This window comes from Streptomyces sp. NPDC048111 (genome assembly GCF_043202815.1).
Taxonomy (GTDB): Bacteria; Actinomycetota; Actinomycetes; order Streptomycetales; family Streptomycetaceae; genus Streptomyces.
This window is the reverse complement of the sequence record NZ_JBIDBD010000006.1, coordinates 255,620-280,277: the sequence shown is the minus strand read 5'-3', so window position 1 is coordinate 280,277 and position 24,658 is coordinate 255,620. Positions and strand designations below refer to the sequence as shown.

Annotated in this window: 19 protein-coding genes; 13 read left to right on the top strand and 6 right to left on the bottom strand. The window is 69.4% G+C overall.

Annotation, left to right across the window (positions count from 1 at the left end; translation table 11 throughout):
- Nucleotides 1-160 precede the first annotated feature (160 nt).
- Nucleotides 161-1,222, top strand: coding sequence for a glycosyl hydrolase family 18 protein (locus ACGF3I_RS14460; protein ID WP_393131692.1), 1,062 nt, complete (start codon nucleotides 161-163; stop codon nucleotides 1,220-1,222).
- Nucleotides 1,223-1,229: 7 nt separating this feature from the next.
- Here ACGF3I_RS14460 and ACGF3I_RS14455 read toward each other — a convergent pair whose 3' ends face one another.
- From ACGF3I_RS14455 to ACGF3I_RS14440, 4 genes are read right to left on the bottom strand one after another with little or no spacing between them, the layout of a single operon-like run.
- Nucleotides 1,230-2,000, bottom strand: a complete 771-nt coding sequence (locus ACGF3I_RS14455) for a succinate dehydrogenase/fumarate reductase iron-sulfur subunit (RefSeq protein ID WP_393131690.1) — start codon at nucleotides 1,998-2,000, stop codon at nucleotides 1,230-1,232.
- Nucleotides 1,997-3,925 (bottom strand): fumarate reductase/succinate dehydrogenase flavoprotein subunit, encoded by a 1,929-nt coding sequence (locus ACGF3I_RS14450; protein ID WP_393131688.1) that lies wholly within the window; start codon nucleotides 3,923-3,925, stop codon nucleotides 1,997-1,999. Before ACGF3I_RS14450 ends, ACGF3I_RS14455 begins: the two co-directional genes overlap by 4 nt.
- 2 nt (nucleotides 3,926-3,927) lie before the next feature.
- A complete protein-coding gene (locus tag ACGF3I_RS14445; RefSeq protein WP_393131686.1) occupies nucleotides 3,928-4,758 on the bottom strand; it encodes a hypothetical protein in 831 nt (276 codons plus the stop codon).
- 18 nt (nucleotides 4,759-4,776) lie between these two features.
- Complete coding sequence (locus ACGF3I_RS14440; RefSeq protein ID WP_393131684.1) at nucleotides 4,777-5,073, bottom strand: hypothetical protein; 297 nt, start codon at nucleotides 5,071-5,073, stop codon at nucleotides 4,777-4,779.
- Nucleotides 5,074-5,440: 367 nt separating this feature from the next.
- Here ACGF3I_RS14440 and ACGF3I_RS14435 point away from each other — a divergent pair, with 367 nt between their 5' ends.
- From ACGF3I_RS14435 to ACGF3I_RS14380, 12 genes are all read left to right on the top strand, one after another.
- Complete coding sequence (locus ACGF3I_RS14435; protein WP_393131682.1) at nucleotides 5,441-7,774, top strand: ABC transporter substrate-binding protein; 2,334 nt, start codon at nucleotides 5,441-5,443, stop codon at nucleotides 7,772-7,774.
- A gap of 310 nt (nucleotides 7,775-8,084) precedes the next feature.
- A complete protein-coding gene (typA, locus tag ACGF3I_RS14430) occupies nucleotides 8,085-9,992 on the top strand; it encodes a translational GTPase TypA (RefSeq protein ID WP_393131680.1) in 1,908 nt (635 codons plus the stop codon).
- A 502-nt stretch (nucleotides 9,993-10,494) separates the two neighbouring features.
- Complete coding sequence (locus ACGF3I_RS14425) at nucleotides 10,495-12,126, top strand: ABC transporter substrate-binding protein (protein WP_393131678.1); 1,632 nt, start codon at nucleotides 10,495-10,497, stop codon at nucleotides 12,124-12,126.
- Between the two features lie 135 nt (nucleotides 12,127-12,261).
- On the top strand, nucleotides 12,262-13,188 hold the full coding sequence (locus ACGF3I_RS14420; RefSeq protein WP_393131676.1) for an ABC transporter permease: 927 nt from the start codon (nucleotides 12,262-12,264) through the stop codon (nucleotides 13,186-13,188).
- On the top strand, nucleotides 13,181-14,116 hold the full coding sequence (locus tag ACGF3I_RS14415) for an ABC transporter permease (protein WP_393131674.1): 936 nt from the start codon (nucleotides 13,181-13,183) through the stop codon (nucleotides 14,114-14,116). The genes ACGF3I_RS14420 and ACGF3I_RS14415 overlap by 8 nt, the downstream gene beginning before the upstream one ends.
- A gap of 11 nt (nucleotides 14,117-14,127) precedes the next feature.
- Nucleotides 14,128-15,186 (top strand): ABC transporter ATP-binding protein, encoded by a 1,059-nt coding sequence (locus ACGF3I_RS14410; RefSeq protein ID WP_393131672.1) that lies wholly within the window; start codon nucleotides 14,128-14,130, stop codon nucleotides 15,184-15,186.
- Complete coding sequence (locus ACGF3I_RS14405) at nucleotides 15,179-16,327, top strand: ABC transporter ATP-binding protein (protein ID WP_393131670.1); 1,149 nt, start codon at nucleotides 15,179-15,181, stop codon at nucleotides 16,325-16,327. Before ACGF3I_RS14410 ends, ACGF3I_RS14405 begins: the two co-directional genes overlap by 8 nt.
- Nucleotides 16,328-16,506: 179 nt before the next feature.
- Nucleotides 16,507-18,135: an ABC transporter substrate-binding protein gene (locus tag ACGF3I_RS14400; protein WP_393131668.1), complete on the top strand. Its 1,629-nt coding sequence runs from the start codon at nucleotides 16,507-16,509 to the stop codon at nucleotides 18,133-18,135.
- A gap of 82 nt (nucleotides 18,136-18,217) precedes the next feature.
- Nucleotides 18,218-19,141, top strand: a complete 924-nt coding sequence (locus ACGF3I_RS14395; RefSeq protein WP_393131666.1) for an ABC transporter permease — start codon at nucleotides 18,218-18,220, stop codon at nucleotides 19,139-19,141.
- Nucleotides 19,134-20,108, top strand: a complete 975-nt coding sequence (locus tag ACGF3I_RS14390) for an ABC transporter permease (RefSeq protein ID WP_393131664.1) — start codon at nucleotides 19,134-19,136, stop codon at nucleotides 20,106-20,108. The genes ACGF3I_RS14395 and ACGF3I_RS14390 overlap by 8 nt, the downstream gene beginning before the upstream one ends.
- Before the next feature lie 11 nt (nucleotides 20,109-20,119).
- The gene (locus ACGF3I_RS14385; protein WP_393131662.1) at nucleotides 20,120-21,094 is read left to right on the top strand and encodes an ABC transporter ATP-binding protein; all 975 of its coding nucleotides are present in this window, start codon (nucleotides 20,120-20,122) and stop codon (nucleotides 21,092-21,094) included.
- Nucleotides 21,087-22,121 carry an ABC transporter ATP-binding protein gene (locus tag ACGF3I_RS14380; RefSeq protein ID WP_393131660.1) on the top strand — a complete coding sequence of 345 codons (1,035 nt, stop codon included), beginning with the start codon at nucleotides 21,087-21,089 and terminating at the stop codon, nucleotides 22,119-22,121. The genes ACGF3I_RS14385 and ACGF3I_RS14380 overlap by 8 nt, the downstream gene beginning before the upstream one ends.
- A gap of 336 nt (nucleotides 22,122-22,457) precedes the next feature.
- Here the strand turns inward: ACGF3I_RS14380 and ACGF3I_RS14375 are convergent, their stop codons facing one another.
- Both ACGF3I_RS14375 and ACGF3I_RS14370 read right to left on the bottom strand, forming a co-directional pair.
- The gene (locus ACGF3I_RS14375; protein WP_393131658.1) at nucleotides 22,458-23,552 is read right to left on the bottom strand and encodes an ABC transporter ATP-binding protein; all 1,095 of its coding nucleotides are present in this window, start codon (nucleotides 23,550-23,552) and stop codon (nucleotides 22,458-22,460) included.
- A 20-nt stretch (nucleotides 23,553-23,572) separates the two neighbouring features.
- On the bottom strand, nucleotides 23,573-24,649 hold the full coding sequence (locus ACGF3I_RS14370) for an ABC transporter ATP-binding protein (protein ID WP_393131656.1): 1,077 nt from the start codon (nucleotides 24,647-24,649) through the stop codon (nucleotides 23,573-23,575).
- Between the last annotated feature and the right edge of the window lie 9 nt (nucleotides 24,650-24,658).

The following is a 24,658-nucleotide window of genomic DNA, read 5'->3' as shown; positions in this document are numbered from 1 at the left end:
GCGACCAGCCGACGGTGGGCCGCAGTTGACGGTGAACCTAGGGGCGCGGGGAACTGCGCGAGCGGCCGAGGGCGGGCCGCAGTCGACAGTCGACCTAGGGGTGCGGGGAACTGCGTGTGCGGGCAGGGGTGGCGGGGCGGGGGGTCGTTACGCTGGGGGTATGGCACCGCAGGGGGAGGCGCACGGGGTGGGCGGCATACGCACGTGGTGGCGCGGCAGCGGAGGGCGCAGGGCGCGCCGGGCCCTGGGCGCCACGAGCCTCGTCCTGGCCGTCCTGCTGGCAGCCCCCACCGTCGCCCTGCGCGCCGCGTACGCGGGAGTCCCGGGCGAGGGCACGAGGACCCGCGGCCACGACGCGTACTGGCTCGGCCACGCCTGGGTCGACGGGCGCAAGAGCGAGCAGGACCTCGACGCCTTCGCCGCCAAGGTGCGGGGCAGCGGCATCAAGGACCTGTTCGTACACACCGGCCCCCTCGAACACAACGGCACCCTCTCCGCCGCCCGCTACCCCAGGGCCGCGTGGCTGGTGGCCGGGGTGCACCGCAGGCTGCCGGGGGTGCGCGTACAGGCCTGGCTGGGCGACCAGTTGGCGAGCGAGGGCCCGGTGGGGCTGCGGCTGGAGGACCCCGGGACCCGCACCGCCGTGGTCACCACCGCCCGCCAGGTCCTGGACCGCGCCCGCTTCGACGGCGTCCACTTCGACCTGGAGCCCCTGCCCTCGGGCGATCGGAACTACCTCGCGCTGCTCGACGCCCTGCACGCCCTGACCCGGCAGCGCGGCGCCCTCCTCTCGGTCGCCGCGCACCAGATAGACCCGCTGCCCGCCCTGCACTCCGTCGCCGACTCGCTGACGGGGCACGGCAAATGGTGGTCGCAGTCCTACTTCGGGCAGGTGGCCCGCCGGGTCGACCAGATCGCCGTGATGTCGTACGACACGGCCATGCCCGTGCAGAGCATGTACGGCGGCTACGTCGCGCGCCAGACCGCGCTCGCCCTGCAGGTCACGCCCGAGCGGACCGACCTGCTCATGGGGCTGCCGTTCTACGACGACGAGAGCATGTCCCACCACGGCGGCGCCGAGACCGTGGAGGCGGCCGTGCGCGGCGCCCGGCTGGGCCTGGCCCGCACCGACCGCCGCCGGCAGAACTTCGGCGTCGCCCTGTACGTCGACTTCGCGGAGCGCGACGAGGACTGGGCGGCCTATCGGGCGGGCTGGAGCTGACGGAGCGTCAACTCGGCCTGCGGTGAATCTTGTTGCCCAGCCACACCAGCGGGTCGTACTTGCGGTCCACCGCCCGCTCCTTCAGCGGGATCAGCGCGTTGTCGGTGATCCTGATGTGCTCGGGGCACACCTCCGTACAGCACTTGGTGATGTTGCAGAGGCCGAGTCCGTGCTCGTCCTGGGCGGTGCGTTTGCGGTCGAGGCCCTCCTCGGACGCGGCGTCCAGCGGGTGCATGTCGAGCTCGGCCACGCGCATCAGGAAGCGCGGGCCCGCGAAGGCCGCCTTGTTCTCCTCGTGGTCGCGCACCACGTGGCAGGTGTCCTGGCACAGGAAGCACTCGATGCACTTGCGGAACTCCTGCGAGCGCTCCACGTCGACCTGCGCCATCCGGTACTCGCCGGGCGCCACTCCCCGGGGAGGCACGAACGCCGGGACCTCGCGCGCCTTCGCGTAGTTGAAGGACACGTCCGTGACGAGGTCGCGCACCACCGGGAACGCCCGCAGCGGAGTGACGGTGATGACGTCCGCCGGGTCGAACACCGACATGCGCGTCATGCACATCAGCCGCGGCCGGCCGTTGATCTCCGCGCTGCACGAACCGCACTTGCCCGCCTTGCAGTTCCAGCGGACCGCGAGGTCGGGGGCCTGGGTGGCCTGGAGGCGGTGGACGATGTCGAGGACCACCTCGCCGTCGTTCACCTCGACCGTGAAGTCGGTGAGCTCACCGCCGCCGGTGTCGCCGCGCCAGATCCGGAAGCTCGCATCGTACGTACTCAACTCTTGAGCTCCTCTTCGGCGAGGTACTTCACCAGCTCCTCCTTCTCGAAGAGGGAGAGCAGATCGGCACGGACGGGGTCGGTCTCCTCGCGCACCAGCCGGATCTGGCCGCGCTCCGACTCGGGCGGCGCGAGGCCGTCGGTGGGGTCGGCCAGCCGGCACAGCAGGTTCACGCGACGCCAGGAGCGGTCCATCGCGGGCCAGTCCTCCCGGGTGTGGCCGCCGCGGCTCTCGGTGCGCTCCAGGGCGGACCGCGCCACGCACTCGCTCACCAGGAGCATGTTGCGCAGGTCGAGCGCGAGGTGCCAGCCCGGGTTGAACTGGCGGTGCCCCTCGACCCCGGCCCGCCGGGCCCGGGCGCGCAGATCGGCGAGCCGGTGCAGCGCCTGGCGCATCTCGCCCTCCCGGCGGATGATGCCGACCAGGTCGTTCATGGCCTGCTGGAGTTCCTGGTGCAGGGTGTACGGGTTCTCCGCGGGTGCGCCGTCCTCGGGGCTCTCCGCGCTGAACGGGCGCAGTGCCTCGGCCGCGGCCGTGTCGATCTGCATCTCGTCCACGGCGGGGCGCACGGCGAGCGAGTCGGCGTACGCGGCGGCGTGCAGCCCGGCCCGCCGGCCGAACACCAGGAGGTCGGAGAGCGAGTTGCCGCCGAGCCGGTTCGAGCCGTGCATGCCGCCGGCCACCTCGCCGGCCGCGAACAGACCCGGCACGCCGCGGGCCGCCGCCGAGTCGGAGTCGACCGCGATGCCGCCCATCACGTAGTGGCAGGTGGGCCCGACCTCCATCGCCTCGGCCGTGATGTCGACGTCCGCCAGCTCCTTGAACTGGTGGTACATCGACGGCAGTCGGCGCCGGATCACCTCGGCCGGCATCCGAGTCGACACATCGAGGAAGACGCCGCCGTGCGGGGTGCCGCGGCCGGCCTTGACCTCGGCGTTGATGGCGCGGGCGACCTCGTCGCGGGGCAGCAGTTCGGGCGGCCGGCGGTTGTGGTCCGGGTCCTCGTACCAGCGGTCGCCCTCCTCCTCGGACTCCGCGTACTTCTCCTTGAAGACGTCCGGCACGTAGTCGAACATGAACCGCTTGCCCTCGGAGTTCCTGAGCACCCCGCCGTCGCCACGCACCGACTCGGTGACCAGGATGCCCTTGACCGACGGCGGCCAGACCATGCCGGTGGGGTGGAACTGCACGAACTCCATGTTCAGGAGCGGCGCCCCGGCCAGCAGTGCGAGGGCGTGTCCGTCGCCGGTGTACTCCCAGGAGTTGGAGGTCACCTTGAAGGACTTGCCGATCCCGCCGGTGGCCAGCACCACCGCGGGTGCCTCAAGGACGAAGAACCGTCCGCTCTCGCGCTCGTAGCAGAACGTGCCGCTGACGCGCTCGCCGTCCTTCAACACCCGTGTGACGGTGCACTCCTGAAAGACCTTCAGGCGCGCTTCGTAGTCCCCGAACTCCCGCTTGTCCTCCTGCTGGAGGCTCACGATCTTCTGCTGGAGGGTGCGGATCAGTTCGAGCCCGGTGCGGTCGCCGACGTGCGCGAGCCTTGGGTATTCGTGACCGCCGAAGTTGCGCTGCGAGATCCGGCCGTCGGGGGTGCGGTCGAACAGCGCGCCCCAGGTCTCCAACTCCCAGACGCGCTCGGGTGCTTCACGTGCGTGCAGCTCCGCCATGCGCCACTGGTTGAGGAACTTGCCGCCGCGCATCGTGTCGCGGAAGTGGACCTGCCAGTTGTCGCCGGAGTTCACATTGCCCATCGAGGCCGCGATGCCGCCCTCGGCCATGACGGTGTGCGCCTTGCCGAAGAGGGACTTGCAGATCACCGCCGTGCGCCTGCCCCGCTCCCGCGCCTCGATCGCGGCCCGCAGGCCGGCGCCGCCCGCGCCCACCACGACGACGTCCCACTGCTGCCGTTCGAGTTGTGTCATGTCTAGAAGAACCTCGGATCGTCGAACGTCCCGGTGGCGAGCAGGTACACGTAGAAGTCGGCCAGCGCGACACTGATCAACGACGCCCAGGCCAGCAGCATGTGACGCTCATTCAGTTTTCCGACCCAGCCCCACAGCCGGTAGCGCACCGGATGCCGCGAGAAGTGCCGCAGCCGGCCGCCGACGATGTGCCGGCAGGAGTGGCAGGACAGGGTGTACGTCCAGATCAGCGCGATGTTGACCAGGAACAGGAGGCTGCCCAGCCCCATGTGGCCCCACCGGTAGTGCTCGTCGCGGAACGACAGCACGGTGTCGTACGTCAGGATCCCGGCGACCAGGACCGCGAAGTAGAAGAAGTACCGGTGGGCGTTCTGCAGGATCAGCGGGAAGCGGGTCTCGCCCGAGTACCGCCGGTGCGGCTCGGCCACCGCGCAGGCGGGCGGTGAGGCCCAGAAGCCCCGGTAGTACGCCTTGCGGTAGTAGTAGCAGGTCAGCCGGAAGCCGAGCGGGAAGATCAGGATGAGCAGCGCGGGGGACAGGCTCCACCAGCTGCCGAAGACGTCCGCGTTCGGACCGTGCCGCATCGGCGCGCAGTTGTCGGCGAGGCACGGGCTGTAGAACGGCGAGACGTAGGGCGCGTGGTAGTAGTCCGCGTTCGCGAACGCGCGCCAGGTCGAGTACACGACGAAGGCGAGCAGCCCCGCCGCGGTCACGGCCGGCGCCAGCCACCACCGGTCGGTGCGCAGATGGCGGGGGCCGATCGCGGCGCGCGAGGCGTCGTGGACGCCGGTGCCGCCCCCCGCCGGGGGAGAGGGTTCCGTACCTGTGGCCAAGAGTGGCTCCAGAGGAGGTCAGGGGGTGCGCCGGCCGCGGGACCTGGTGCTCCCGAGCCCTTCGTCGTCCGAGTCGGTCCACAGCGAGGCGTCATAGGGGGTGTCGGGAATGGTGACGAGGTCGGGCCCGGCCGGTGCCGCGCCGGGCGGTGCCGCAGCGCGCAGCAGGGCGAGGCTCTCGCGCAGATGGTCGGTGTCGGTGCGTACCCGGCGGATGTCCAGGCCGGGCCCGACCTGTTGCTCCAGCCGTCCGACGGTGCGCACCAGGTCGTCCAGACAGCGCTGAGCCGTCGTCAACTCATCGTGCAGGGACATGACTTGCCTGCCTTTCGCCGGAGCGGGGGGCAATGTTCATGCGCCTGAGAGTGTCGCGCCTCCTATGCGCGGTTGTGAAGGTGCGTGCACGGGGTTGTGGGGTCGCGCGGTGGCGGTGCGCCCCCTGCGGCAAGCGGGCGCGCCGCAGGGCGCGCCGCAGGGCGGGGCGCCGGGCGCGGTACCGGGCGGCCGGGCCGGCGGGGGCGTTCGCCCGCACGGGTGGGGTTCGGCCGCACGGGTGGGGTTCGGGGGGCGCTGCGCCGTGTCGCCGCCGGGGCGCGGAGGTCGTCCTCTTCAGTGGCTGGGATAGGTGTGATCATCGCGAAATGGCACCAAGCCCCATAAATCTGACGAAGAGGTACACGCCATGTCCTACGTCGGTGACCAGAACGGGAGGGCGTCCCGGATCGTCGCGGCGATCCGGACCGCGGCCTCCCTCCGGTCTCGCTCCGTCGCGCTCCTGACCACCGGGGTGCTCGCGCTCCCCGTCCTGACCGGCTGCGGCTCCTCCGGCGGCGGGGCCGAGGCGGACGCCGCGCCCCAGGACATCGGGGCCGCGGCGCGGGAGAACGTCGCCGACGGGGGCACCCTGAAGTGGGCCGTCGACGCGATGCCCGAGACGCTCAACACCTTCCAGGCCGACGCCGACAACGCGACCCAGCGCGTCGCCCAGGCGGTGCTGCCCGCGCTGTTCACGCTGGACGAGCACGGCCGGCCCCGGCGCAACGCCGACTACCTGGAGTCCGCCGAGATCGTCCAGCGCGAGCCCAAGCAGGTCGTCCTGTACAAGCTCAACCAGAAGGCGGTGTGGAGCGACGGCCGCGAGATCGGCGCGCCGGACTTCGTCGCCCAGTGGCGGGCGCTCAGCGGCAAGGACGCGGCCTACTGGACCGCCCGCAACGCCGGGTACGAGCGCATCGAGAAGATCGAGAGGGGCGCCAACAACCTGGAGGTCAAGGTCACCTTCGCCAAGCCCTACGCGGACTGGCGCGCCCTGTTCAGCCCGCTCTACCCGAAGGACGTCACCGGCACCCCCGACGCCTTCAACGACGGCGCCCGCAGCCGGCTGAAGGCGACCGCCGGCGCCTTCCGGATCAAGGAGGCCGACCGCGCCAAGGGCGCCGTCACCCTGGAGCGCAACCCGCGCTGGTGGGGCCGCCCCGCCAAGCTCGACACCCTCGTGCTCCAGGCCGTGCCCCGCGACAAACGGGCCGCCGCGCTCGCCGACGGCACCGTCGACCTCGCCGAGATCGACCGCGCGGACGCCGACCGCATCACCCTGGCCGAACGCGACAAGGGCCAGGCCGTCGCCCACGGGCCGGCCGCCGCCATCACCCCCGCCTCCGCGCTGCGCTCCTGGGCCCTCGCCCACAGCGGTGAGGACGACAAGGCCGAGGCCGAGCAGGAGGCCCGCAGGGCGAGCCGGGCCGCCGTCGAGAAGTACGCCAAGGAGCAGGCCGGGCTGCGCGGCCTCGCGATCCGCAAGACCCTGGAGCCCGCCTACACCCAGCTCGCCCTCAACGGCGCCTCCGGGCCGCTCTCCGACGAGCGCGTGCGCCGCGCGGTGGCCCGCGCGCTGAACCGCCAGGAGATCGCCGAGGCCGTCCTCAAGCCGCTGGGCCTGCCCGCCCAGCCTCCCGGCAGCCACCTCGCCCTGATCGGCCAGGACGCGTACGCCGACAGCAGTGACGCGCTCGGCAGCCAGGACGAGAAGGAGGCCAGGGCGCTGCTCGCGGACGCCGGCTGGACGGTCGGCGGGGCCCGCCAGAAGCCCAAGCAGGAGGCTCCCAAGGCGGGCAGCAGGGCCGACGGCGAGCAGGAGTCCGAGGACGGCAAGCGGCAGGCGGCGGGCAACCACCCCGACGACGAGGGCACCTACATCGTCGGCGACGACAAGCCCGGCCGCTCCGGCTCCGGCGCCTCCTCGGCGGTCCACGTGCTCGCCCCCGCCCGCACCGCCGCCCTCCAGCGGGCCGCGCTGCGCGAGCAGGCCGCGCTCTTCGACGCCGAGCCGGCCGAGCAGGCGCGCAAGGCCGAGCGGAACACCAAGACCGAGGCCCGCCTCAAGGGCGGCGCCCCCGGCGCCTACGCGCCCAAGGGCACGGCGGCCCCGGCTCCCCAGGGCGGCCCGCTCGGCAAGGACGGCAAGCCCCTGACCCTGCGCTTCGTGCTGCCCTCGGGCCCCGGATCACAGTCGCTGCGCAGCGTCGGCGACAAGATCGCGGCCATGCTGAAGGACGTCGGCATCAACACCGAGATCGTCAAGGTCGCCGACGACAGCTACTTCAAGGACCACATCGCCTCCGGCGACTTCGACCTGGCCCTGTACTCGTGGCCCGGCACCGCCTACCCGGCCACCGACGACCGGCCCATCTTCGCCAAGCCGGAACCGGCCGCCGACGGCTCGCTGCTCGTCGAACAGAACTACAGCCGGGTCGGCACCGACCACATCGACCAGCTCTTCGAGCAGGCGGCCGGGGAGCTCGACGAGGACGAGGCCCGCGATCTCGTGCGCAAGGCGGACGCCAGGATCTGGGCGGCGGCCGGCTCCATCCCGCTCTTCCAGCGCCCGCAGCTGGTCGCGGTCAAGCCCAATGTCGCCAATGCCGGCGCCTTCGGCTTCGCGGCCCCGAACTTCGAGGACATCGGGTTCAAGAAGCCGCAAACGGGATCCGACGGATCGGCGAACACCAAGAAGTAGCAGACGAACAACCAGCAGGAGAAAAGCAAACCAGCAGGTCAGAGCCGTGGACCCAATGCGGCCCCAAGCTCAGAACCTGCTCAAGTCCCTTGCCCGCCGGCCCCGCCGGCGGGCAAGGTCGTAGACGCCCCTGACCCAGGCTCAAGCACGACGCACACCCCTGCACGAGATCGATGGAAACGGCCCGGGAGGCCGTCGGCGCGGCGGCCCCGTACCATGGGGGGAGCCGTGGCCTGTCTGCCCGGCGGGCGGACGAGGACTCGACCGCGTCAGACGCCTGATCCCACGATCGAGAGAAGCGCCAGTCAGTATGCCCACGCGCCACGACATCCGTAACGTCGCCATCGTCGCCCACGTCGACCACGGCAAGACCACCCTGGTCGACGCCATGCTCAAGCAGGCCGGTGCCTTCGCCGCGCACGCCGCCGAGTCGCTCGACGACCGCATGATGGACAGCAACGACCTGGAGCGTGAGAAGGGCATCACGATCCTGGCCAAGAACACGGCCGTCAAGTACCACCCCAAGGATGGCGGCGACGTCATCACCATCAACATCATCGACACCCCCGGCCACGCCGACTTCGGTGGCGAGGTCGAGCGCGGCCTGTCGATGGTGGACGCGGTCGTGCTGCTCGTGGACGCCTCCGAGGGCCCCCTGCCGCAGACCCGCTTCGTGCTGCGCAAGGCGCTCCAGCAGCGGCTGCCCGTCATCCTGTGCATCAACAAGACGGACCGCCCGGACTCCCGGATCGACGAGGTCGTCAACGAGACGTACGACCTCTTCCTCGACCTGGACGCGGACGAGGACCAGATCGAGTTCCCGATCGTCTACGCCTGCGCCCGTGACGGCGTCGCCTCGCTGACCAAGCCGGAGGACGGCACCGTCCCGGCCGACAGCGAGAACCTGGAGCCGTTCTTCTCGACGATCCTCTCCAGCGTCCCGGCCCCCGAGTACGACGAGAGCGCCCCGCTCCAGGCGCACGTCACCAACCTCGACGCCGACAACTTCCTCGGCCGCATCGCGCTCCTGCGCGTCGAGCAGGGCGAGCTGCGCAAGGGCCAGACGGTCGCGTGGATCAAGCGGGACGGCACGATCTCCAACGTCCGCATCACCGAGCTGATGATGACCGAGGCGCTCACCCGCAAGCCGGCCGAGGTCGCGGGCCCCGGTGACATCTGCGCCGTCGCCGGCATCCCCGACATCATGATCGGCGAGACCCTGGCCGACCCGGAGAACCCGATCGCGCTGCCGCTGATCACGGTCGACCAGCCGGCCATCTCCATGACCATCGGCACCAACACCTCGCCGCTCGTCGGCCGCGGTGGTTCCGGCAAGGGCGCGGACGCCAAGGCGACCGTCAAGGACCGCAAGGTCACCGCCCGCCAGGTCAAGGACCGCCTCGACCGCGAGCTCATCGGCAACGTCTCGCTCCGCGTGCTCGACACCGAGCGTCCCGACGCCTGGGAGGTCCAGGGCCGTGGTGAGCTCGCGCTCGCCATCCTGGTCGAGCAGATGCGCCGCGAGGGCTTCGAGCTGACCATCGGCAAGCCGCAGGTGGTCACCAAGCAGGTCGACGGCAAGACCCACGAGCCCGTCGAGCGCCTCACGGTGGACGTGCCCGAGGAGCACATGGGCGCGGTCACGCAGCTCATGGGCGTGCGCAAGGGCCGCATGGACAACATGTCGAACCACGGCTCCGGCTGGGTCCGCATGGAGTTCGTGGTCCCCTCCCGCGGCCTCATCGGCTTCCGTACGGAGTTCCTCACGAACACCCGCGGCACCGGCATCGCCCACTCGATCCACGAGGGCCACGAGCCCTGGTTCGGCACCCTGACGACCCGTAACAACGGCTCGCTCGTGGCCGACCGCGCGGGTTCGGTGACCCCCTTCGCCATGATCAACCTGCAGGAGCGCGGTGTGCTGTTCACCGAGCCCGGCACCGAGGTCTACGAGGGCATGATCGTCGGCGAGAACTCCCGCGCCGACGACATGGACGTGAACATCACCAAGGAGAAGAAGCTCACCAACATGCGTGCGGCTTCCGCCGACAACACCGAGAACGTGGTGCCGGCGCGCAAGCTCTCCCTGGAGCAGTCCCTGGAGTTCTGCCGCGACGACGAGTGCGTCGAGGTGACCCCGGAGGCCGTGCGCATCCGCAAGGTCGTCCTGGACGCCAAGGAGCGCGGCCGCACCGCCTCCCGTGCCAAGCGCAACTGACGTACCCCGTACGCCTCGAAGGCCCGGCCCCGCGCAGTCCGCGGGGCCGGGCCTTCGGCGTGCCGCGGGAGGTTTGGACGGCGGCGTACGCACGCACGGGCGATCAAGTACAAAGGACTGTCAAAGAGGCCCCTGGAGGGCCGCCGCGGGGCTCTACGGTCAAGTTGTTTTAAGGGGCATCCTGTTCGGATATCGACCGTCGCTCTCCGGAAGATGTGTTAACGGTCCGTTTCGGGGGTGTCTGTCTGTGCTCATTTTGTCCGGATTTCGGGCCGTTGACCTATACCGATGTTGTCAAAACGAGACCCTTTAAGTGTGGTTTACAGCCCGGCCGTACTTAATAGTTGGCTCCATTGAGCTCGGGTCAATGGGTCACGCACTGTGGGGAGTGCCGACTCACGAGCACACTCGGGGTACTTGGCGTAGAAGCGCTGTCAGGGGTGTCAGCGCGCGTAGAAGTACCCCTCTTGTAGTGACAAGTGGACTCATGAGGAGGAAACCCATGCGTGGTGCTACGAGCGCCAAGTGGGTCGCGGGAGCGGCAATCATCGCCCTGGGCGTCACCGCTTGCGGCGGTGGCGATGGCAAGGGATCCGATGCGAAGGCAGAGGTGGACGCCAACGCCGTCTACAGCTACCAGAGCACCGAGCCGCAGCACCCGCTGCAGCCGGCCAACGCCATGGAGGTCGGTGGCGGACGCATCGTCAAGAACCTGTTCCGCGGCCTGACGGACTACGACCCGGCGACGGGCAAGCTGCGGAACCAGGTGGCCGAGAAGATCGAGACCACTGACTCCCAGCACTACAAGATCACCATCAAGTCCGGGTGGACCTTCCACGACGGCACCCCGGTGACCGCGTCGTCCTTCGTGGACTCGTGGAACTGGTCGGCCGACGTCGCGAACAACCAGGTGAACTCCAACTGGTTCTCGGACATCGCCGGTTACACCGACGTGCACCCCGAGAAGGGTCAGTCGTCGGTCCACAAGATGTCCGGTCTGAAGGCGATCGACGACAAGACGATCCAGATCGACCTCGTCCAGCCGGTGTCGTACTTCACGTACAAGCTCGGCTACACCGCCTTCTCGCCGCTGCCCAAGGGCTTCTTCGCGGACCCGAAGAAGTACGGCGAGCACCCGATCGGCAACGGCCCGTACCAGTTCGTGAGCTGGGAGCACAACAAGGCCGTCACGCTGAAGACGTACGCCAACTACAAGGGCGAGGACAAGCCGAAGAACGGCGGCATCGTCTTCAAGAACTACACCCAGGCCGAGGCTGCCTACAAGGAGCTCACCTCGGACACCCTGGACGTTCTCGACCAGGTCGACCCGACCGACCTGCCGAAGTACAAGGCCGACCTCGGCAACCGCGCCGTGGACCAGCCGATGGGTGGCATCACCACCATCTCCTTCGCCATGTACGACGCGGCGTGGAAGGCCCCCGAGAAGGCCAAGGTCCGCCAGGGTCTGTCGATGGCCATCGACCGTGACACCATCACCAAGACGGTGCTCCAGGGTTCGCGCCAGCCCGCCGACAGCTGGGTCGCCCCGGGCGTCGCCGGCTACAAGCAGGGCACCTGTGGCGAGTCCTGCACGTACAACCCGGCCAAGGCCAAGCAGCTCATCCAGGAGGGCGGCGGCGCTCCGAACAACAAGGTCACCATCCTCTACAACGCCGATGGCGGTCACAAGGAGTGGGTGGACGCGGTCTGCAACTCCATCCGCCAGGCCACCGGCGTCGAGTGCACCGGCGACCCGAAGCCCGACTTCAAGACCGCCCGTGACCTGATCGACGGTCACAAGGTCGCCAGCATCATGCGGTCCGGCTGGCAGCAGGACTACCCGCTGAACGCCAACTTCCTGCGCGACCTGTACAGCACGGGTGCCTCGGCGAACGACTCGCAGTACTCCAGCCCGGAGTTCGACAAGCTCGCCAAGGACGCCGACAAGGCGACCAGCGTCGACCAGACCACCTCGCTGTACCAGCAGACCGAGGCCGTGCTGGCCAAGGACATGCCGGTCATCCCGCTGTGGTACTACAAGACCAACGCCGGCTGGTCGAACAACGTCCAGAACGTGAAGTACGACTCCTTCGGTGACCCGGTCTTCACGCAGGTCGAGGTCAAGAAGAAGTAACCAGGTCGGCATCCGGCCCACCCCCAAGCTCCGCAATCGCGGGGCAGGCACAGTGAAGACGCGGCCGGACGCTCCCCCCTACTCTCGGGGGAGCGGTCCGGCCGCCGTCGCGCCGACCCCATCTATGGAGGCACCATGGGGCGTTATGTCGCGAGGCGACTGCTCCAGATGATCCCGGTATTCCTCGGGACGACCCTGCTCATCTTCCTGATGGTGTACGCCCTGCCGGGCGACCCCGTCAGAGCCATGTGGGGCGACAAGGCGGCAGACCCCGCCCAGCTCGCCGCCATCAGGCACCAACTGGGCCTTGACCAGCCGCTGTGGAAGCAGTACTGGGACTACATCACCAACCTGGTCCAGCTCGACTTCGGCAACACGATGTCGGGCCGCAAGGTCACGGACGTGATGAGCGAGGCACTGCCGGTCACCATCCGGCTCGCCCTCATGGCGTTCAGCATCGAGCTCGTCCTCGGCGTTCTGCTGGGCGTGCTCTCGGGCCTGCGCCGCAACAAGCTCATGGACAAGCTCGTCCTGGTCATCACCCTGCTGGTGATCTCCGTGCCGATCTTCGTCCTGGCCTACATCTTCCAGGCGATCTTCGCGGACGGCCTCGGATGGGTCACGCCGACCGTCCAGAACTCCATGGACCTCGGCCAGTTGCTGCTGCCGGCCATCGTCCTCGGCTCGCTGTCGCTCGCGTACGTGGCACGGCTCTCGCGCACCTCCATCGTGGAGAACCTGCGCGCGGACTACATCCGCACCGCCGTCGCCAAGGGTCTGCCCAAGCGCCGGATCATCACCCGCCACCTGCTGCGCAACTCGCTCATCCCGGTGGTCACCTTCCTCGGCACCGACCTCGGCGCCCTGATGGGCGGCGCGATCGTCACCGAGGGCATCTTCAACGTGCAGGGTGTCGGAAACGCGCTCTACCGCGCCATCAACGGCAAGGAGGGTGCGACGGTGGTCGGTTTCGTGACCGTCCTGGTCGTCGTCTACCTCCTCTCCAGCCTGATCGTCGACCTGCTCTACGCGGTCCTGGACCCGAGGATCCGGTATGCCTGACACCATCGAGAAGACCTCGGTCCCCGGAGCGGCGACCGTGACCGCCCCGGCCGGCCAGGTCGACAAGCCGCGCAGCCTCTGGTCGGACGCGTGGGGCGATCTGCGCCGCCGCCCGGTCTTCATCCTCTCGGCGCTGCTCATCCTGCTGCTGATCGCCATCTCCATCGCGCCGAGCCTGTTCACCTCGGTGGACCCGCGCGCCGGCGATCTGCGCAACCACTACCTGACCACCCCCAGTTGGGGTCACGTCTTCCAGCCGGACTGGTTCGGCTACGACGGTCAGGGCCGCAGCATCTACGCCCGTACGCTCTACGGCGCCCGGGCCTCGATCACGGTCGGCATCTGCGTGACCGCCGCGGTCACCCTCATCGGTGGCATCACCGGCATGGTGGCCGGCTACTTCGGCGGCTGGGTCGACACCCTGATCTCCCGCGTCACCGACATCTTCTTCGGCATCCCGCTGCTGCTCGGCGCGCTGGTCCTGCTCAGCGCGTTCACCAACCGCACCGTGTGGACCGTGGTGTTCGCCCTCGGTGTGCTCGGCTGGACGCAGATGACCCGTGTCATGCGCGGCGCCGTGATCACCGCCAAGGCGGCCGACTACGTCACCGCGGCCAGGGCGCTCGGCGCCAGCACGTTCCGGATCATGCTGCGGCACATCCTGCCGAACGCGGTCGCCCCGGTGATCGTGGTCGCCACGATCGCGCTCGGCGGCTACATCGGCGCCGAGGCGACGCTGAGCTACCTCGGCATCGGCCTTCAGGACCCGACGATCAGCTGGGGCATCGACATCTCCTCGGCCAAGAACGTGATCCGTACGGCCCCGCACGCGCTGTTCTTCCCGGCGGCCATGCTGAGCCTCACCGTGCTCGCGTTCATCATGCTCGGCGACGCGGTGCGCGACGCCCTCGACCCCAAGCTGCGCTGAGGAGGGCGTACGTGACCACTATCGACAAGACCCTCGACGTCCCGGCACAGCGTCCCGGTGGGGACGAATCCGCGGCGCTGCTCGAAGTCCGTGACCTGCACGTGGAGTTCCACACCCGTGAGGGTGTGGCCAAGGCGGTCAACGGTGTCAACTACTCGGTGAACGCGGGCGAGACGCTCGCCGTGCTCGGCGAGTCCGGCTCCGGCAAGTCCGTGACCGCTCAGGCGATCATGGGCATCCTCGACATGCCGCCGGGGAAGATCCCGCAGGGCGAGATCCTCTTCCACGGCCGGGACATGCTCAAGATGTCCAACGAGGAGCGCCGCAAGATCCGCGGCCGGAAGATCGCGATGATCTTCCAGGACGCGCTCTCCGCGCTCAACCCGGTGCTCAACGTCGGCTACCAGCTCGGCGAGATGTTCCAGGTGCACCAGGGGCTGTCCCGCAAGGACGCCAAGCTCAAGGCCATCGAGCTGATGGACAAGGTCAAGATCCCGGCCGCCAAGGCCCGGGTCAGCGACTACCCCCACCAGTTCTCCGGCGGTATGCGCCAGCGCATCATGATCGCGATGGCGCTCGCCCTGGAGCCCGACCTGATCATCGCGGACGAGCCGACCACCGCGCTGGACGTGACCGTCCAGGCCCAGGTCATGGACCTGCTCGCGGAGCTCCAGCGCGAGTACAACATGGGCCTGATCCTGATCACCCACGACCTCGGCGTGGTCGCCGACGTCGCGGACAAGATCGCGGTCATGTACGCGGGCCGGATCGTCGAGCAGGCGCCGGTCCACGAGATCTACAAGCGGCCCGCGCACCCCTACACCAAGGGTCTGCTGGAGTCGATCCCGCGCCTGGACCAGAAGGGCCAGGAGCTGTACGCGATCAAGGGCCTGCCGCCCAACCTGCTCAAGATCCCGTCGGGTTGCGCCTTCAACCCGCGCTGCCCGCAGGCGCAGGACATCTGCCGCGAGGAGGTCCCGCCCCTGCTGCCGGTGACCGAGCAGGACGGCACCGATCTGGTCGGCCGCGGCAGCGCCTGCCACTTCTGGAAGGAGACGATCCATGGCTGAGCTCGACAAGAAGGACGAGGCCGTGGACGCCACTCCCAACGTCACCGACGTCGTCAAGGCGGACGCCTCCACGACCACCGAGGTCGAGGCCATCCTCGACGCTCCGGTCGACCGGGGCGAGCCGATCCTCCAGGTCCGCAATCTGGTCAAGCACTTCCCGCTGACCAGCGGCATCCTGTTCCGCAAGCAGGTCGGTGCGGTCAAGGCCGTCGACGGCGTCTCCTTCGACCTGTACCAGGGCGAGACGCTCGGCATCGTGGGCGAGTCCGGCTGTGGCAAGTCCACCGTCGCCCGGCTCCTGATGACGCTGGAGCGGGCGACCGCCGGCGAGGTCTTCTACAAGGGCCAGGACATCACCAAGCTGTCCGGGCGCGCGCTGAAGGCGGTCCGCCGCAACATCCAGATGGTGTTCCAGGACCCGTACACCTCGCTGAACCCGCGCATGACGGTCGGCGACATCATCGGGGAGCCCTTCGACATCCACCCCGAGGTGGCCCCGAAGGGCGACCGGCGGCGCAAGGTCGAGGAACTCCTGGACGTCGTCGGCCTCAACCCGGAGTACATCAACCGCTACCCGCACCAGTTCTCCGGCGGTCAGCGCCAGCGCATCGGCATCGCCCGCGGCCTGGCCCTGAACCCCGAGATCATCATCTGCGACGAGCCGGTCTCCGCTCTGGACGTGTCCGTCCAGGCCCAGGTCATCAACCTGATGGAGAAGCTCCAGAACGAGTTCAACCTGTCGTACGTGTTCATCGCGCACGACCTGTCGATCGTTCGGCACATCTCGGACCGCGTGGGCGTGATGTACCTCGGCAAGATGGCCGAGATCGGCACCGACCAGCAGATCTACGAGCACCCGACGCACCCCTACACCCAGGCGCTGCTCTCCGCCGTCCCGGTCCCCGACCCGGACGCGCGCGAGCACCGCGAGCGGATCATCCTCACCGGAGACGTCCCCTCGCCCGCCAACCCGCCGTCGGGCTGCCGCTTCCGCACCCGCTGCTGGAAGGCGGAGGAGCGCTGCGCCACCGAGGTCCCGCTGCTGGCGATCCCGGAGCGCTTCCAGGGCCTGGACAGCCCGGTCGCGCACGAATCGGCGTGCCACTTCGCCGAGGAGAAGGACGTCGTCGGCGCCGCCTGACGACCCGTACGAACGGGTGGGCCCGCGACTTCCGAGCGAAGTCGCGGGCCCACCCGTTTGCCGTTCCGGTGCGCCGGGGCGCTCGTACGGCGCTGGTAAAGGTGCGACCCGTCCGCTTCTGGGGTGATATTTGGGCCTAAGTGAGACTTGGGACTCGAATGGGACTCTAGGAGGACTCCATGCGCGGAGCCACGCACGCCAAGTGGGCCGCAGGTGCGGTGATCGTCGCCCTCGCGGCGACGGCCTGCGGTGGAGGGGGGAGCAGCGGCGGTGGTGGTGCCGACGGCGTGGTCAGCTCCTCGTGGGGCGACCCGCAGAACCCGCTGGAGCCCGCCAACACCAACGAGGTCCAGGGCGGCAAGGTCCTCGACATGCTGATGCGCGGGCTCAAGCGGTACGACCCGAAGACCGGCGAGGCCAAGGACATGCTCGCCCAGAGCATCGAGACCTCGGACTCGCAGAACTTCAAGGTGACCCTCAAGGACGGCTGGACGTTCTCCAACGGCGAGAAGGTCACCGCCAAGTCCTTCGTGGACGCCTGGAACTACGGCGCCAACCTGAAGAACAACCAGAAGAACGCGTCGATGTTCGGCTACATCGAGGGCTACGACCAGGTCCACCCCAAGGAGGGGAGCGCGTCGGCGGACACCATGTCCGGGCTCAAGGTCGTCGACGACAAGACCTTCACGGTCAAGCTCAACCAGAAGTTCTCCACCTGGCCCGACACCCTCGGCTACCCGGCCTTCGCGCCGCTGCCCCGGTCGTTCTTCGACAACCACGCGGCCTGGCTGTCCAAGCCCGTCGGCAACGGCCCGTACACGGTCGACTCGTACACCAAGGGCTCCAAGCTGTCGATGCGCAAGTGGGACGGCTACATGGGCTCGGACAAGGCCCAGAACGGCGGCATCGACCTCAAGGTCTACACCGACAACAACACCGCCTACACCGATCTGACGGCCGGCAACCTCGACCTCGTGGACGACGTGCCCGCCTCCCAGCTCAAGAACGTGAAGGCCGACCTCGGCGACCGGTACATCAACACCCCGGCCGGCATCATCCAGACCCTCGCCTTCCCGTACTACGACGCGGTCTGGAACACCCCGGACGCGGTCAAGGTCCGCAAGGGCATCTCGATGGCGATCAACCGCCAACAGATCACCGACACCATCTTCCAGAAGACCCGCACCCCCGCCACCGACTGGACCTCACCGGTCCTCGGCGAGGCGGGCGGCTACAAGGCCGGGCTCTGCGGGGACGGCTGCACCTACAACCCCACCGAGGCCAAGAAGCTGATCACCGAGGGCGGCGGCATCCCCGGCGGCCAGCTGAAGATCGCGTACAACGCGGACACCGGCTCGCACAAGGAGTGGGTCGACGCCGTCTGCAACAGCATCAACAACGCGCTGGGCAACGACAAGGCGTGCGTCGGCGGTCCCGTCGGCACCTTCGCCGACTTCCGCAGCCAGATCACCCAGTCCAAGATGACCGGCCCCTTCCGGGCCGGCTGGCAGATGGACTACCCGCTGATCCAGAACTTCCTCCAGCCGCTGTACTACACCGGCGCCTCCTCCAACGACGGCAAGTGGACCAACGCCGAGTTCGACAAGCTGGTCAACCAGGCCAACGCCGACACCGACAAGACGAAGGCCGTCGCCGACTTCCAGGCGGCCGAGGGCGTCGTACGGGACCAGATGGCGGCCATCCCGCTCTGGTACCAGAACGGCAGCGCCGGCTACTCGGACCGCATCAGCAATGTCTCGCTGAACCCGTTCAGCGTCCCCGTCTACGACCAGATCAAGGTCAAGTGACGCCCTAGGGCACACGGTCCGGTGCGCCGTACGCGCCGCCGGACCGTGGCCCGGACGGTTCTGACGACCCCCGGAGGGCCTCATGGGACGGTATGTGCTCCGGCGTCTGCTCCAGATGATCCCGGTCTTCTTCGGGGCGACGCTGCTGATCTTCCTGATGGTGAACGTGATGGGCGACCCCATCGCGGGGCTGTGCGGCGACAAGGCGTGCGACGCGTCCACCGCGGCCCAGCTCAAGAAGGAGTTCGGCCTCGACAAGCCGGTGTGGCAGCAGTACCTGACGTACATGGGGAACGTGTTCACCGGCGACTTCGGGACCGCGTTCAACGGGCAGAAGGTCACCGAGCTGATGTCGACCGCCTTCCCCGTCACCATCCGGCTGACGATCGTGGCGGTCCTCTTCGAGATCGTCATCGGCATCAGCCTCGGCGTGGTCACCGGGCTGCGCCGCGGCCGTCCCGTCGACACCGTCGTGCTGATGCTGACCCTGATCGTCATCGCGATCCCCGTCTTCGTCACCGGACTGCTGCTCCAGCTGCTCCTCGGCGTGGAGTGGGGGGTCATCAGACCCACGGTCTCGTCGGAGGCCCCGTTCAACGAACTCCTCATCCCCGGGCTCGTGCTGGCGTCGGTCTCGCTGGCCTACGTCACGCGTCTGACCCGCACCTCGATCGCCGAGAACTCCCGCGCCGACTACGTGCGCACCGCGATCGCCAAGGGCCTGCCGCGCCGGCGGGTGATCACCAAGCACCTGCTGCGCAACTCGCTGATCCCGGTGGTCACCTTCATCGGCACCGATGTGGGCGCCCTGATGGGCGGCGCCATCGTCACCGAGCGGATCTTCAACATCCACGGCGTCGGCTACCAGCTCTACCAGGGCATCCTGCGCCAGAGCACCCAGACCGTCGTCGGCTTCGTGACCGTGCTCGTCCTGGTCTTCCTCGTCGCCAACCTCATCGTCGACCTCCTGTACGCCGTACTCGACCCGAGGATCCGCTATGCCTGAGCCGTACGACGAAGGAGCGATCGCCGGTACGGGGGCGGGCGGGGCGATGGACCTCGCCGCGAGCGAGGCGACGACGCTGGAGCGCACCCCGGGCGGACCGCAGGGCACGGGCCCCGCCGAGAAGGCGCGCTCGTTGTGGTCGGACGCCTGGCGCGACCTGCGGCGCAACCCGGTCTTCATCATCTCCGGGCTCGTCATCCTCTTCCTGGTCGTCATCTCCATCTGGCCCTCGCTGATCGCGAGCGGCAACCCGCTCCAGTGCGACCTCGCCAAGGCCCAGGAGGGCTCCCAGCCGGGCCACCCCTTCGGCTTCAACGGGCAGGGCTGCGACGTGTACACGCGGACCGTCTACGGCGCCCGCACCTCGGTCACCGTCGGCGTGTGCACCACCCTCGGCGTCGCCCTGTTCGGCTCGTTGGTGGGCGGGCTCGCCGGGTTCTTCGGCGGCGGCTGGGACGCGCTGCTCTCCCGCGTCACCGACATCTTCTTCGGCATCCCGGTCGTCCTCGGCGGCCTGGTCTTCCTCTCGGTGGTCACCTCCTCCACCGTCTGGCCGGTCATCGGCTTCATGATCCTGCTGGGCTGGCCGCAGATCGCCCGCATCGCGCGCGGCTCGGTCATCACCGCCAAGCAGAACGACTACGTCCAGGCGGCCCGCGCGCTCGGCGCCTCCAACTCCCGCATGCTGCTGCGCCACATCGCGCCGAACGCGGTCGCCCCGGTGATCGTCGTGGCGACGATCGCGCTCGGTACGTACATCGCGCTCGAAGCGACGCTGTCCTACCTCGGCGTCGGCCTCAAGCCGCCCACCGTGTCGTGGGGCATCGACATTTCGTCCGCGTCCCAGTACATCCGCAACGCCCCGCACATGATGCTCTGGCCGGCCGGCGCGCTGGCGATCACGGTGCTCGCGTTCATCATGCTCGGCGACGCGGTGCGCGACGCCCTCGACCCCAAGCTGCGGTGAGGAGAGGGACCATGCTGCTCGAAGTACGCGATCTCCAGGTGGAGTTCAGGACGCGCGACGGGGTCGCCAAGGCGGTCAACGGGGTCAACTACTCGGTGGACGCGGGCGAGACGCTGGCCGTGCTCGGCGAATCGGGCTCCGGCAAGTCCGTGACCGCTCAGGCGGTCATGGGCATCCTCGACATGCCTCCGGGGAAGATCGCGGGCGGCGAGATCGTCTTCCGGGGCAGGGACCTGCTCACGCTCAAGGAGGACGAGCGGCGCAAGATCCGCGGCTCCGAGATGGCGATGATCTTCCAGGACGCGCTGTCGTCCCTGAACCCGGTGCTCAGCGTCGGCGACCAGCTCTCGGAGATGTTCACCGTCCACCGCGGCATGTCCCGCAAGGACGGCAGGGCGCGGGCCGTCGAGCTGATGGACCGGGTGCGCATCCCGGCGGCGAAGGAGCGGGTGGGGCAGTACCCCCACCAGTTCTCCGGCGGTATGCGCCAGCGCATCATGATCGCCATGGCGATGGCCCTGGAGCCCGCCCTGATCATCGCCGACGAGCCGACCACCGCGCTGGACGTCACCGTCCAGGCCCAAGTCATGGACCTGCTGGCCGAGTTGCAGCGCGAGCTCAACATGGGGCTCATCCTGATCACCCACGACCTCGGCGTGGTCGCCGACGTCGCGGACAAGATCGCGGTCATGTACGCGGGCCGGATCGTCGAGCAGGCGCCGGTCCACGAGATCTACCAGCGCCCCGCGCACCCCTACACCAAGGGTCTGCTCGAATCGATCCCGCGCCTGGACCAGAAGGGCCAGGAGCTGTACGCGATCAAGGGCCTGCCGCCCAACCTGATGCACATCCCGCCGGGCTGCGCCTTCAACCCGCGCTGCCCGATGGCCCAGGACATCTGCCGCACCGAGGTGCCGCCCCTGTTCGACGTGGGCCCCGCCCGGCAGAGCGCGTGCTTCTTCTGGAAGGAGACCCTCGATGGCTGAGGCCATTCTGGAGGTCAGGGATCTGGTCAAGCACTACCCGCTGACGCAGGGCATCCTCTTCAAGAAGCACGTCGGCGCGGTCAAGGCGGTCGACGGGGTCTCCTTCGGTCTCGCGGCGGGTGAGACGCTCGGCATCGTGGGGGAGTCCGGCTGCGGCAAGTCGACGGTTGCCAAGATGCTGGTCAACCTGGAGCGGCCGACCTCCGGGCAGATCCTGTACAAGGGCGAGGACATCACGCGGATGTCGGGCCGGGCGCTCAAGGCGGTCCGCCGCAACATCCAGATGGTGTTCCAGGACCCGTACACCTCGCTGAACCCGCGCATGACGGTCGGCGACATCATCGGGGAGCCGTACGAGATCCACCCCGAGGTGGCACCGAAGGGGGACCGGCGCCGCAAGGTCCAGGACCTGCTCGACGTGGTCGGGCTCAACCCCGAGTACATCAACCGGTACCCGCACCAGTTCTCCGGCGGTCAGCGCCAGCGCATCGGCATCGCCCGGGGGCTGGCGCTGCGGCCCGAGGTCATCGTGGCGGACGAGCCGGTCTCGGCGCTGGACGTGTCGGTCCAGGCGCAGGTGGTGAACCTGCTCGACCGCCTCCAGAGCGAGTTCTCCCTCTCGTACGTGTTCATCGCCCACGACCTGTCGATCGTGCGGCACATCTCCGACCGGGTGGGGGTGATGTATCTCGGGCGGATCGTGGAGATCGGGCGGGACGAGGAGATCTACGACCACCCCACCCACCCCTACACCCAGGCGCTGCTCTCCGCCGTGCCGGTGCCCGACCCCGCGGCGCGGGTCTCCCGCGAGCGGATCATCCTCTCCGGGGACGTGCCGTCGCCCGCCAACCCCCCTTCGGGGTGCCGGTTCCGTACGCGGTGCTGGAAGGCGCGGGAGCGGTGTGCCCAGGAGGTGCCTGCGCTGGCCGTGCCGGCCGAGTTCCGGCTCGGGGCCGGGCCGGCGCGGCATCCTTCGGCGTGCCACTTCGCCGAGGAGAAGCGAGTGCTCCCCCCGGAACGCCCTTAGCCCCGGCACCCCCTCCGCGGGGTTCCCCGCGCCCCTCGACCCCTGGGCGCGTCCGTGCCGGGGCCCTTTTGCGCAGTTCCCCGCGCCCCTGGGGCGGTGGCTGTGCGCGGGCCGGCGGGGGCTGGCCGCGCAGTTCCTCGCGCCCCCAACCCCCTTGTCGGGTGCGGGTTGTGGTCGCTTCTCGCGCAGTTCCCCGCGCCCCTGGCGGGGCTGGGGGCGATGGCGTAGCCGAGCCTTCAGGGGCGCGGGGAACTGCGCGGGTGCGCCAGCACGGTCTGCGGGTGGGCGATCAGGGGCGCGGGGAACTGCGCGGGCTGGGCGGCACCATCGGGGGGTCTAGGGGCGCGGGGAACTGCGCGGGTGCGTCGGCGCGGGCTGGGGGTAGTGGCAGGCCGTGAGGTGACCCTCTGCGGCGTCGGGCAGGCGCACCAGCGCCGGCACCTCGGAGGCGCACCGCTCCCGCGCCTTCCAGCACCGCGTACGGAACCGGCACCCCGAGGGCGGGTTCACGGGCGAGGGCACGTCCCCCGCGAGCCGGATCCGCTCCCGCCCCGCAGCCCCCTCGTCCACCACCGCCTCCGGCACCGCGGAGAGCAGCGCGTGCGTGTACGGGTGCCGAGGGCGCCGGTAGATCGACTCGCGGTCGCCGACCTCCACGATCCGGCCCAGATACATCACCGCCACCCGCTGCGAGAAGTGCCGTACGACGGCCAGGTCGTGGGCGATGAAGAGGAAGGCGATGTCCAGCTCGCGCTGGAGCTCCTGGAGCAGATTGACCACCTGTGCCTGGATGGACACGTCCAGCGCCGAGACCGGCTCGTCCGCCACGATCAGCTTCGGCTCCATCCCCAACGCCCGCGCCACGCCGATGCGTTGGCGCTGGCCCCCGGAGAACTCGTGCGGGAAGCGGTTGTAGTGCTCGGGGTTGAGCCCGACGATCTCCAGGAGTTCGCGCACCCGCCGCTCCACCCCGCCCGGCGGTCTGATGCGGTTGACCTCCATGGGGTTGGCGATGATGTCGCCCACCGTCTGGCGCGGGTTGAGCGAGGCGTACGGGTCCTGGAAGATCATCTGGATCTGGGACCTGATGGGCGCCAGGGCGCGGCGCGAGGCGTGCGTGATGTCCTGGCCCGCGTACGCGATGGTGCCGGCGCTCGGTTCGAGGAGCCGGGTCACCAGGCGCCCCGTGGTCGACTTGCCGCAGCCGGACTCGCCGACCAGGCCCAGCGTCTCCCCCCGCCCGACGGCGAAGTCGATGCCGTCCACGGCGCGCACGTCCCCGACGTGCCGCTTGACGAGGAAGCCCGTGTGGATCGGGAAGTACTTGACGAGACCGGTCACTTCGAGCAGCGGGCCGGAGCCCGGACCGGGGGAGCCGGCGCCCGGGGAGGCGGCGCCGGGCTTGACGAGACGGGTGGCGTTCTCACTCATGGCGATGTCCCGCATCCTTGTCAGCGCAGCCGGGGGCGGATCTGCTCGGTGAAGACGGCTTCCTTCTGCTCGGCCGTCAGGTGGCAGGCCGCGCCCGACCGTCCCTCTTCGCGCGGCTCCGGCAGCTGCGGCCGTACGGTCCGGCAGGCGTCGCCCGGCACCTGCCCGGTGAACCGGCACCGGGGATGGAAGGGGCAGCCGGGCGGCGGGGCGAGCAGACTGGGCGGGGCGCCGGGGATCGGCACGAGCGGGACCTCCACCGCGGAGTCCAGGCGTGGCACCGAACTCAACAGGCCCCAACTGTAGGGGTGTTGGGGCCGACGCATGACCTCGGTGACGGTCCCGCGCTCCACGCACCGGCCCGCGTACATCACCATCACCTGGTCCGCGGTCTTGGCGATCACCCCGAGGTCGTGCGTGATGATGATGATCGCCGCGCCGGTCTCCTGCTGGAGGTCCTTGAGGAGGTCGAGGATCTGCGCCTGGACGGTCACGTCGAGCGCGGTGGTGGGCTCGTCCGCGATCACCAGGTCGGGGTCGCAGACCAGCGCCATCGCGATCATGGCGCGCTGGCGCATGCCGCCGGAGAACTGGTGCGGATAGTCGTCCACGCGCAGCTCGGGCTGGGGGATGCCGACCTTGCGCAGCATCTCCACGGCCCGGGCCCGGGCCTCGCGCCGGGAGGCGCCGGTGTGCTTCATCAAGGGCTCCGCGATCTGGCGGCCCACCGTGTAGAACGGCGAGAGCGCGGCCAGCGAGTCCTGGAAGATCATCGCCATCTTCTTGCCGCGCAGCCGGTTCAGCTGCCGCTCGCTCGCCCCGGTCAACTCCTGTCCGTCGAGCAGGATTTCACCCCGGATCGTGGTGTTGCGCGGGTTGTGGAGGCCCAGGACGGCGAGGTTGGTCACCGACTTGCCGGAGCCCGACTCGCCGACGATGCCGAGCGTGGAGCCGCGTTCCAGGTCGAAGGAGAGTCCGTCGACGGCCTTGACGGTGCCGTCCTCGGTGGCGAAGTGCACGTACAGGTCACGCACCGACAGGAAGGGGTGCGCCGGTGCGGTGGCGGACCCGGCGGCGGTCTGGCTCAGGGTGGACACGGAGGGGTC

Bases quoted from the DNA above. Each gene is read 5' to 3' on its own strand.
- ACGF3I_RS14460 (WP_393131692.1), top strand. From the start codon at position 161: ATGGCACCGCAGGGGGAGGCGCACGGGGTGGGCGGCATACGCACGTGG.
- ACGF3I_RS14450 (WP_393131688.1), bottom strand. From the start codon at position 3,925: ATGACACAACTCGAACGGCAGCAGTGGGACGTCGTCGTGGTGGGCGCG.
- ACGF3I_RS14440 (WP_393131684.1), bottom strand. From the start codon at position 5,073: ATGTCCCTGCACGATGAGTTGACGACGGCTCAGCGCTGTCTGGACGAC.
- ACGF3I_RS14435 (WP_393131682.1), top strand. From the start codon at position 5,441: ATGTCCTACGTCGGTGACCAGAACGGGAGGGCGTCCCGGATCGTCGCG.
- typA (WP_393131680.1), top strand. From the start codon at position 8,085: ATGCCCACGCGCCACGACATCCGTAACGTCGCCATCGTCGCCCACGTC.
- ACGF3I_RS14425 (WP_393131678.1), top strand. From the start codon at position 10,495: ATGCGTGGTGCTACGAGCGCCAAGTGGGTCGCGGGAGCGGCAATCATC.
- ACGF3I_RS14420 (WP_393131676.1), top strand. From the start codon at position 12,262: ATGGGGCGTTATGTCGCGAGGCGACTGCTCCAGATGATCCCGGTATTC.
- ACGF3I_RS14415 (WP_393131674.1), top strand. From the start codon at position 13,181: ATGCCTGACACCATCGAGAAGACCTCGGTCCCCGGAGCGGCGACCGTG.
- ACGF3I_RS14405 (WP_393131670.1), top strand. From the start codon at position 15,179: ATGGCTGAGCTCGACAAGAAGGACGAGGCCGTGGACGCCACTCCCAAC.
- ACGF3I_RS14400 (WP_393131668.1), top strand. From the start codon at position 16,507: ATGCGCGGAGCCACGCACGCCAAGTGGGCCGCAGGTGCGGTGATCGTC.
- ACGF3I_RS14395 (WP_393131666.1), top strand. From the start codon at position 18,218: ATGGGACGGTATGTGCTCCGGCGTCTGCTCCAGATGATCCCGGTCTTC.
- ACGF3I_RS14390 (WP_393131664.1), top strand. From the start codon at position 19,134: ATGCCTGAGCCGTACGACGAAGGAGCGATCGCCGGTACGGGGGCGGGC.
- ACGF3I_RS14385 (WP_393131662.1), top strand. From the start codon at position 20,120: ATGCTGCTCGAAGTACGCGATCTCCAGGTGGAGTTCAGGACGCGCGAC.
- ACGF3I_RS14380 (WP_393131660.1), top strand. From the start codon at position 21,087: ATGGCTGAGGCCATTCTGGAGGTCAGGGATCTGGTCAAGCACTACCCG.
- ACGF3I_RS14375 (WP_393131658.1), bottom strand. From the start codon at position 23,552: ATGAGTGAGAACGCCACCCGTCTCGTCAAGCCCGGCGCCGCCTCCCCG.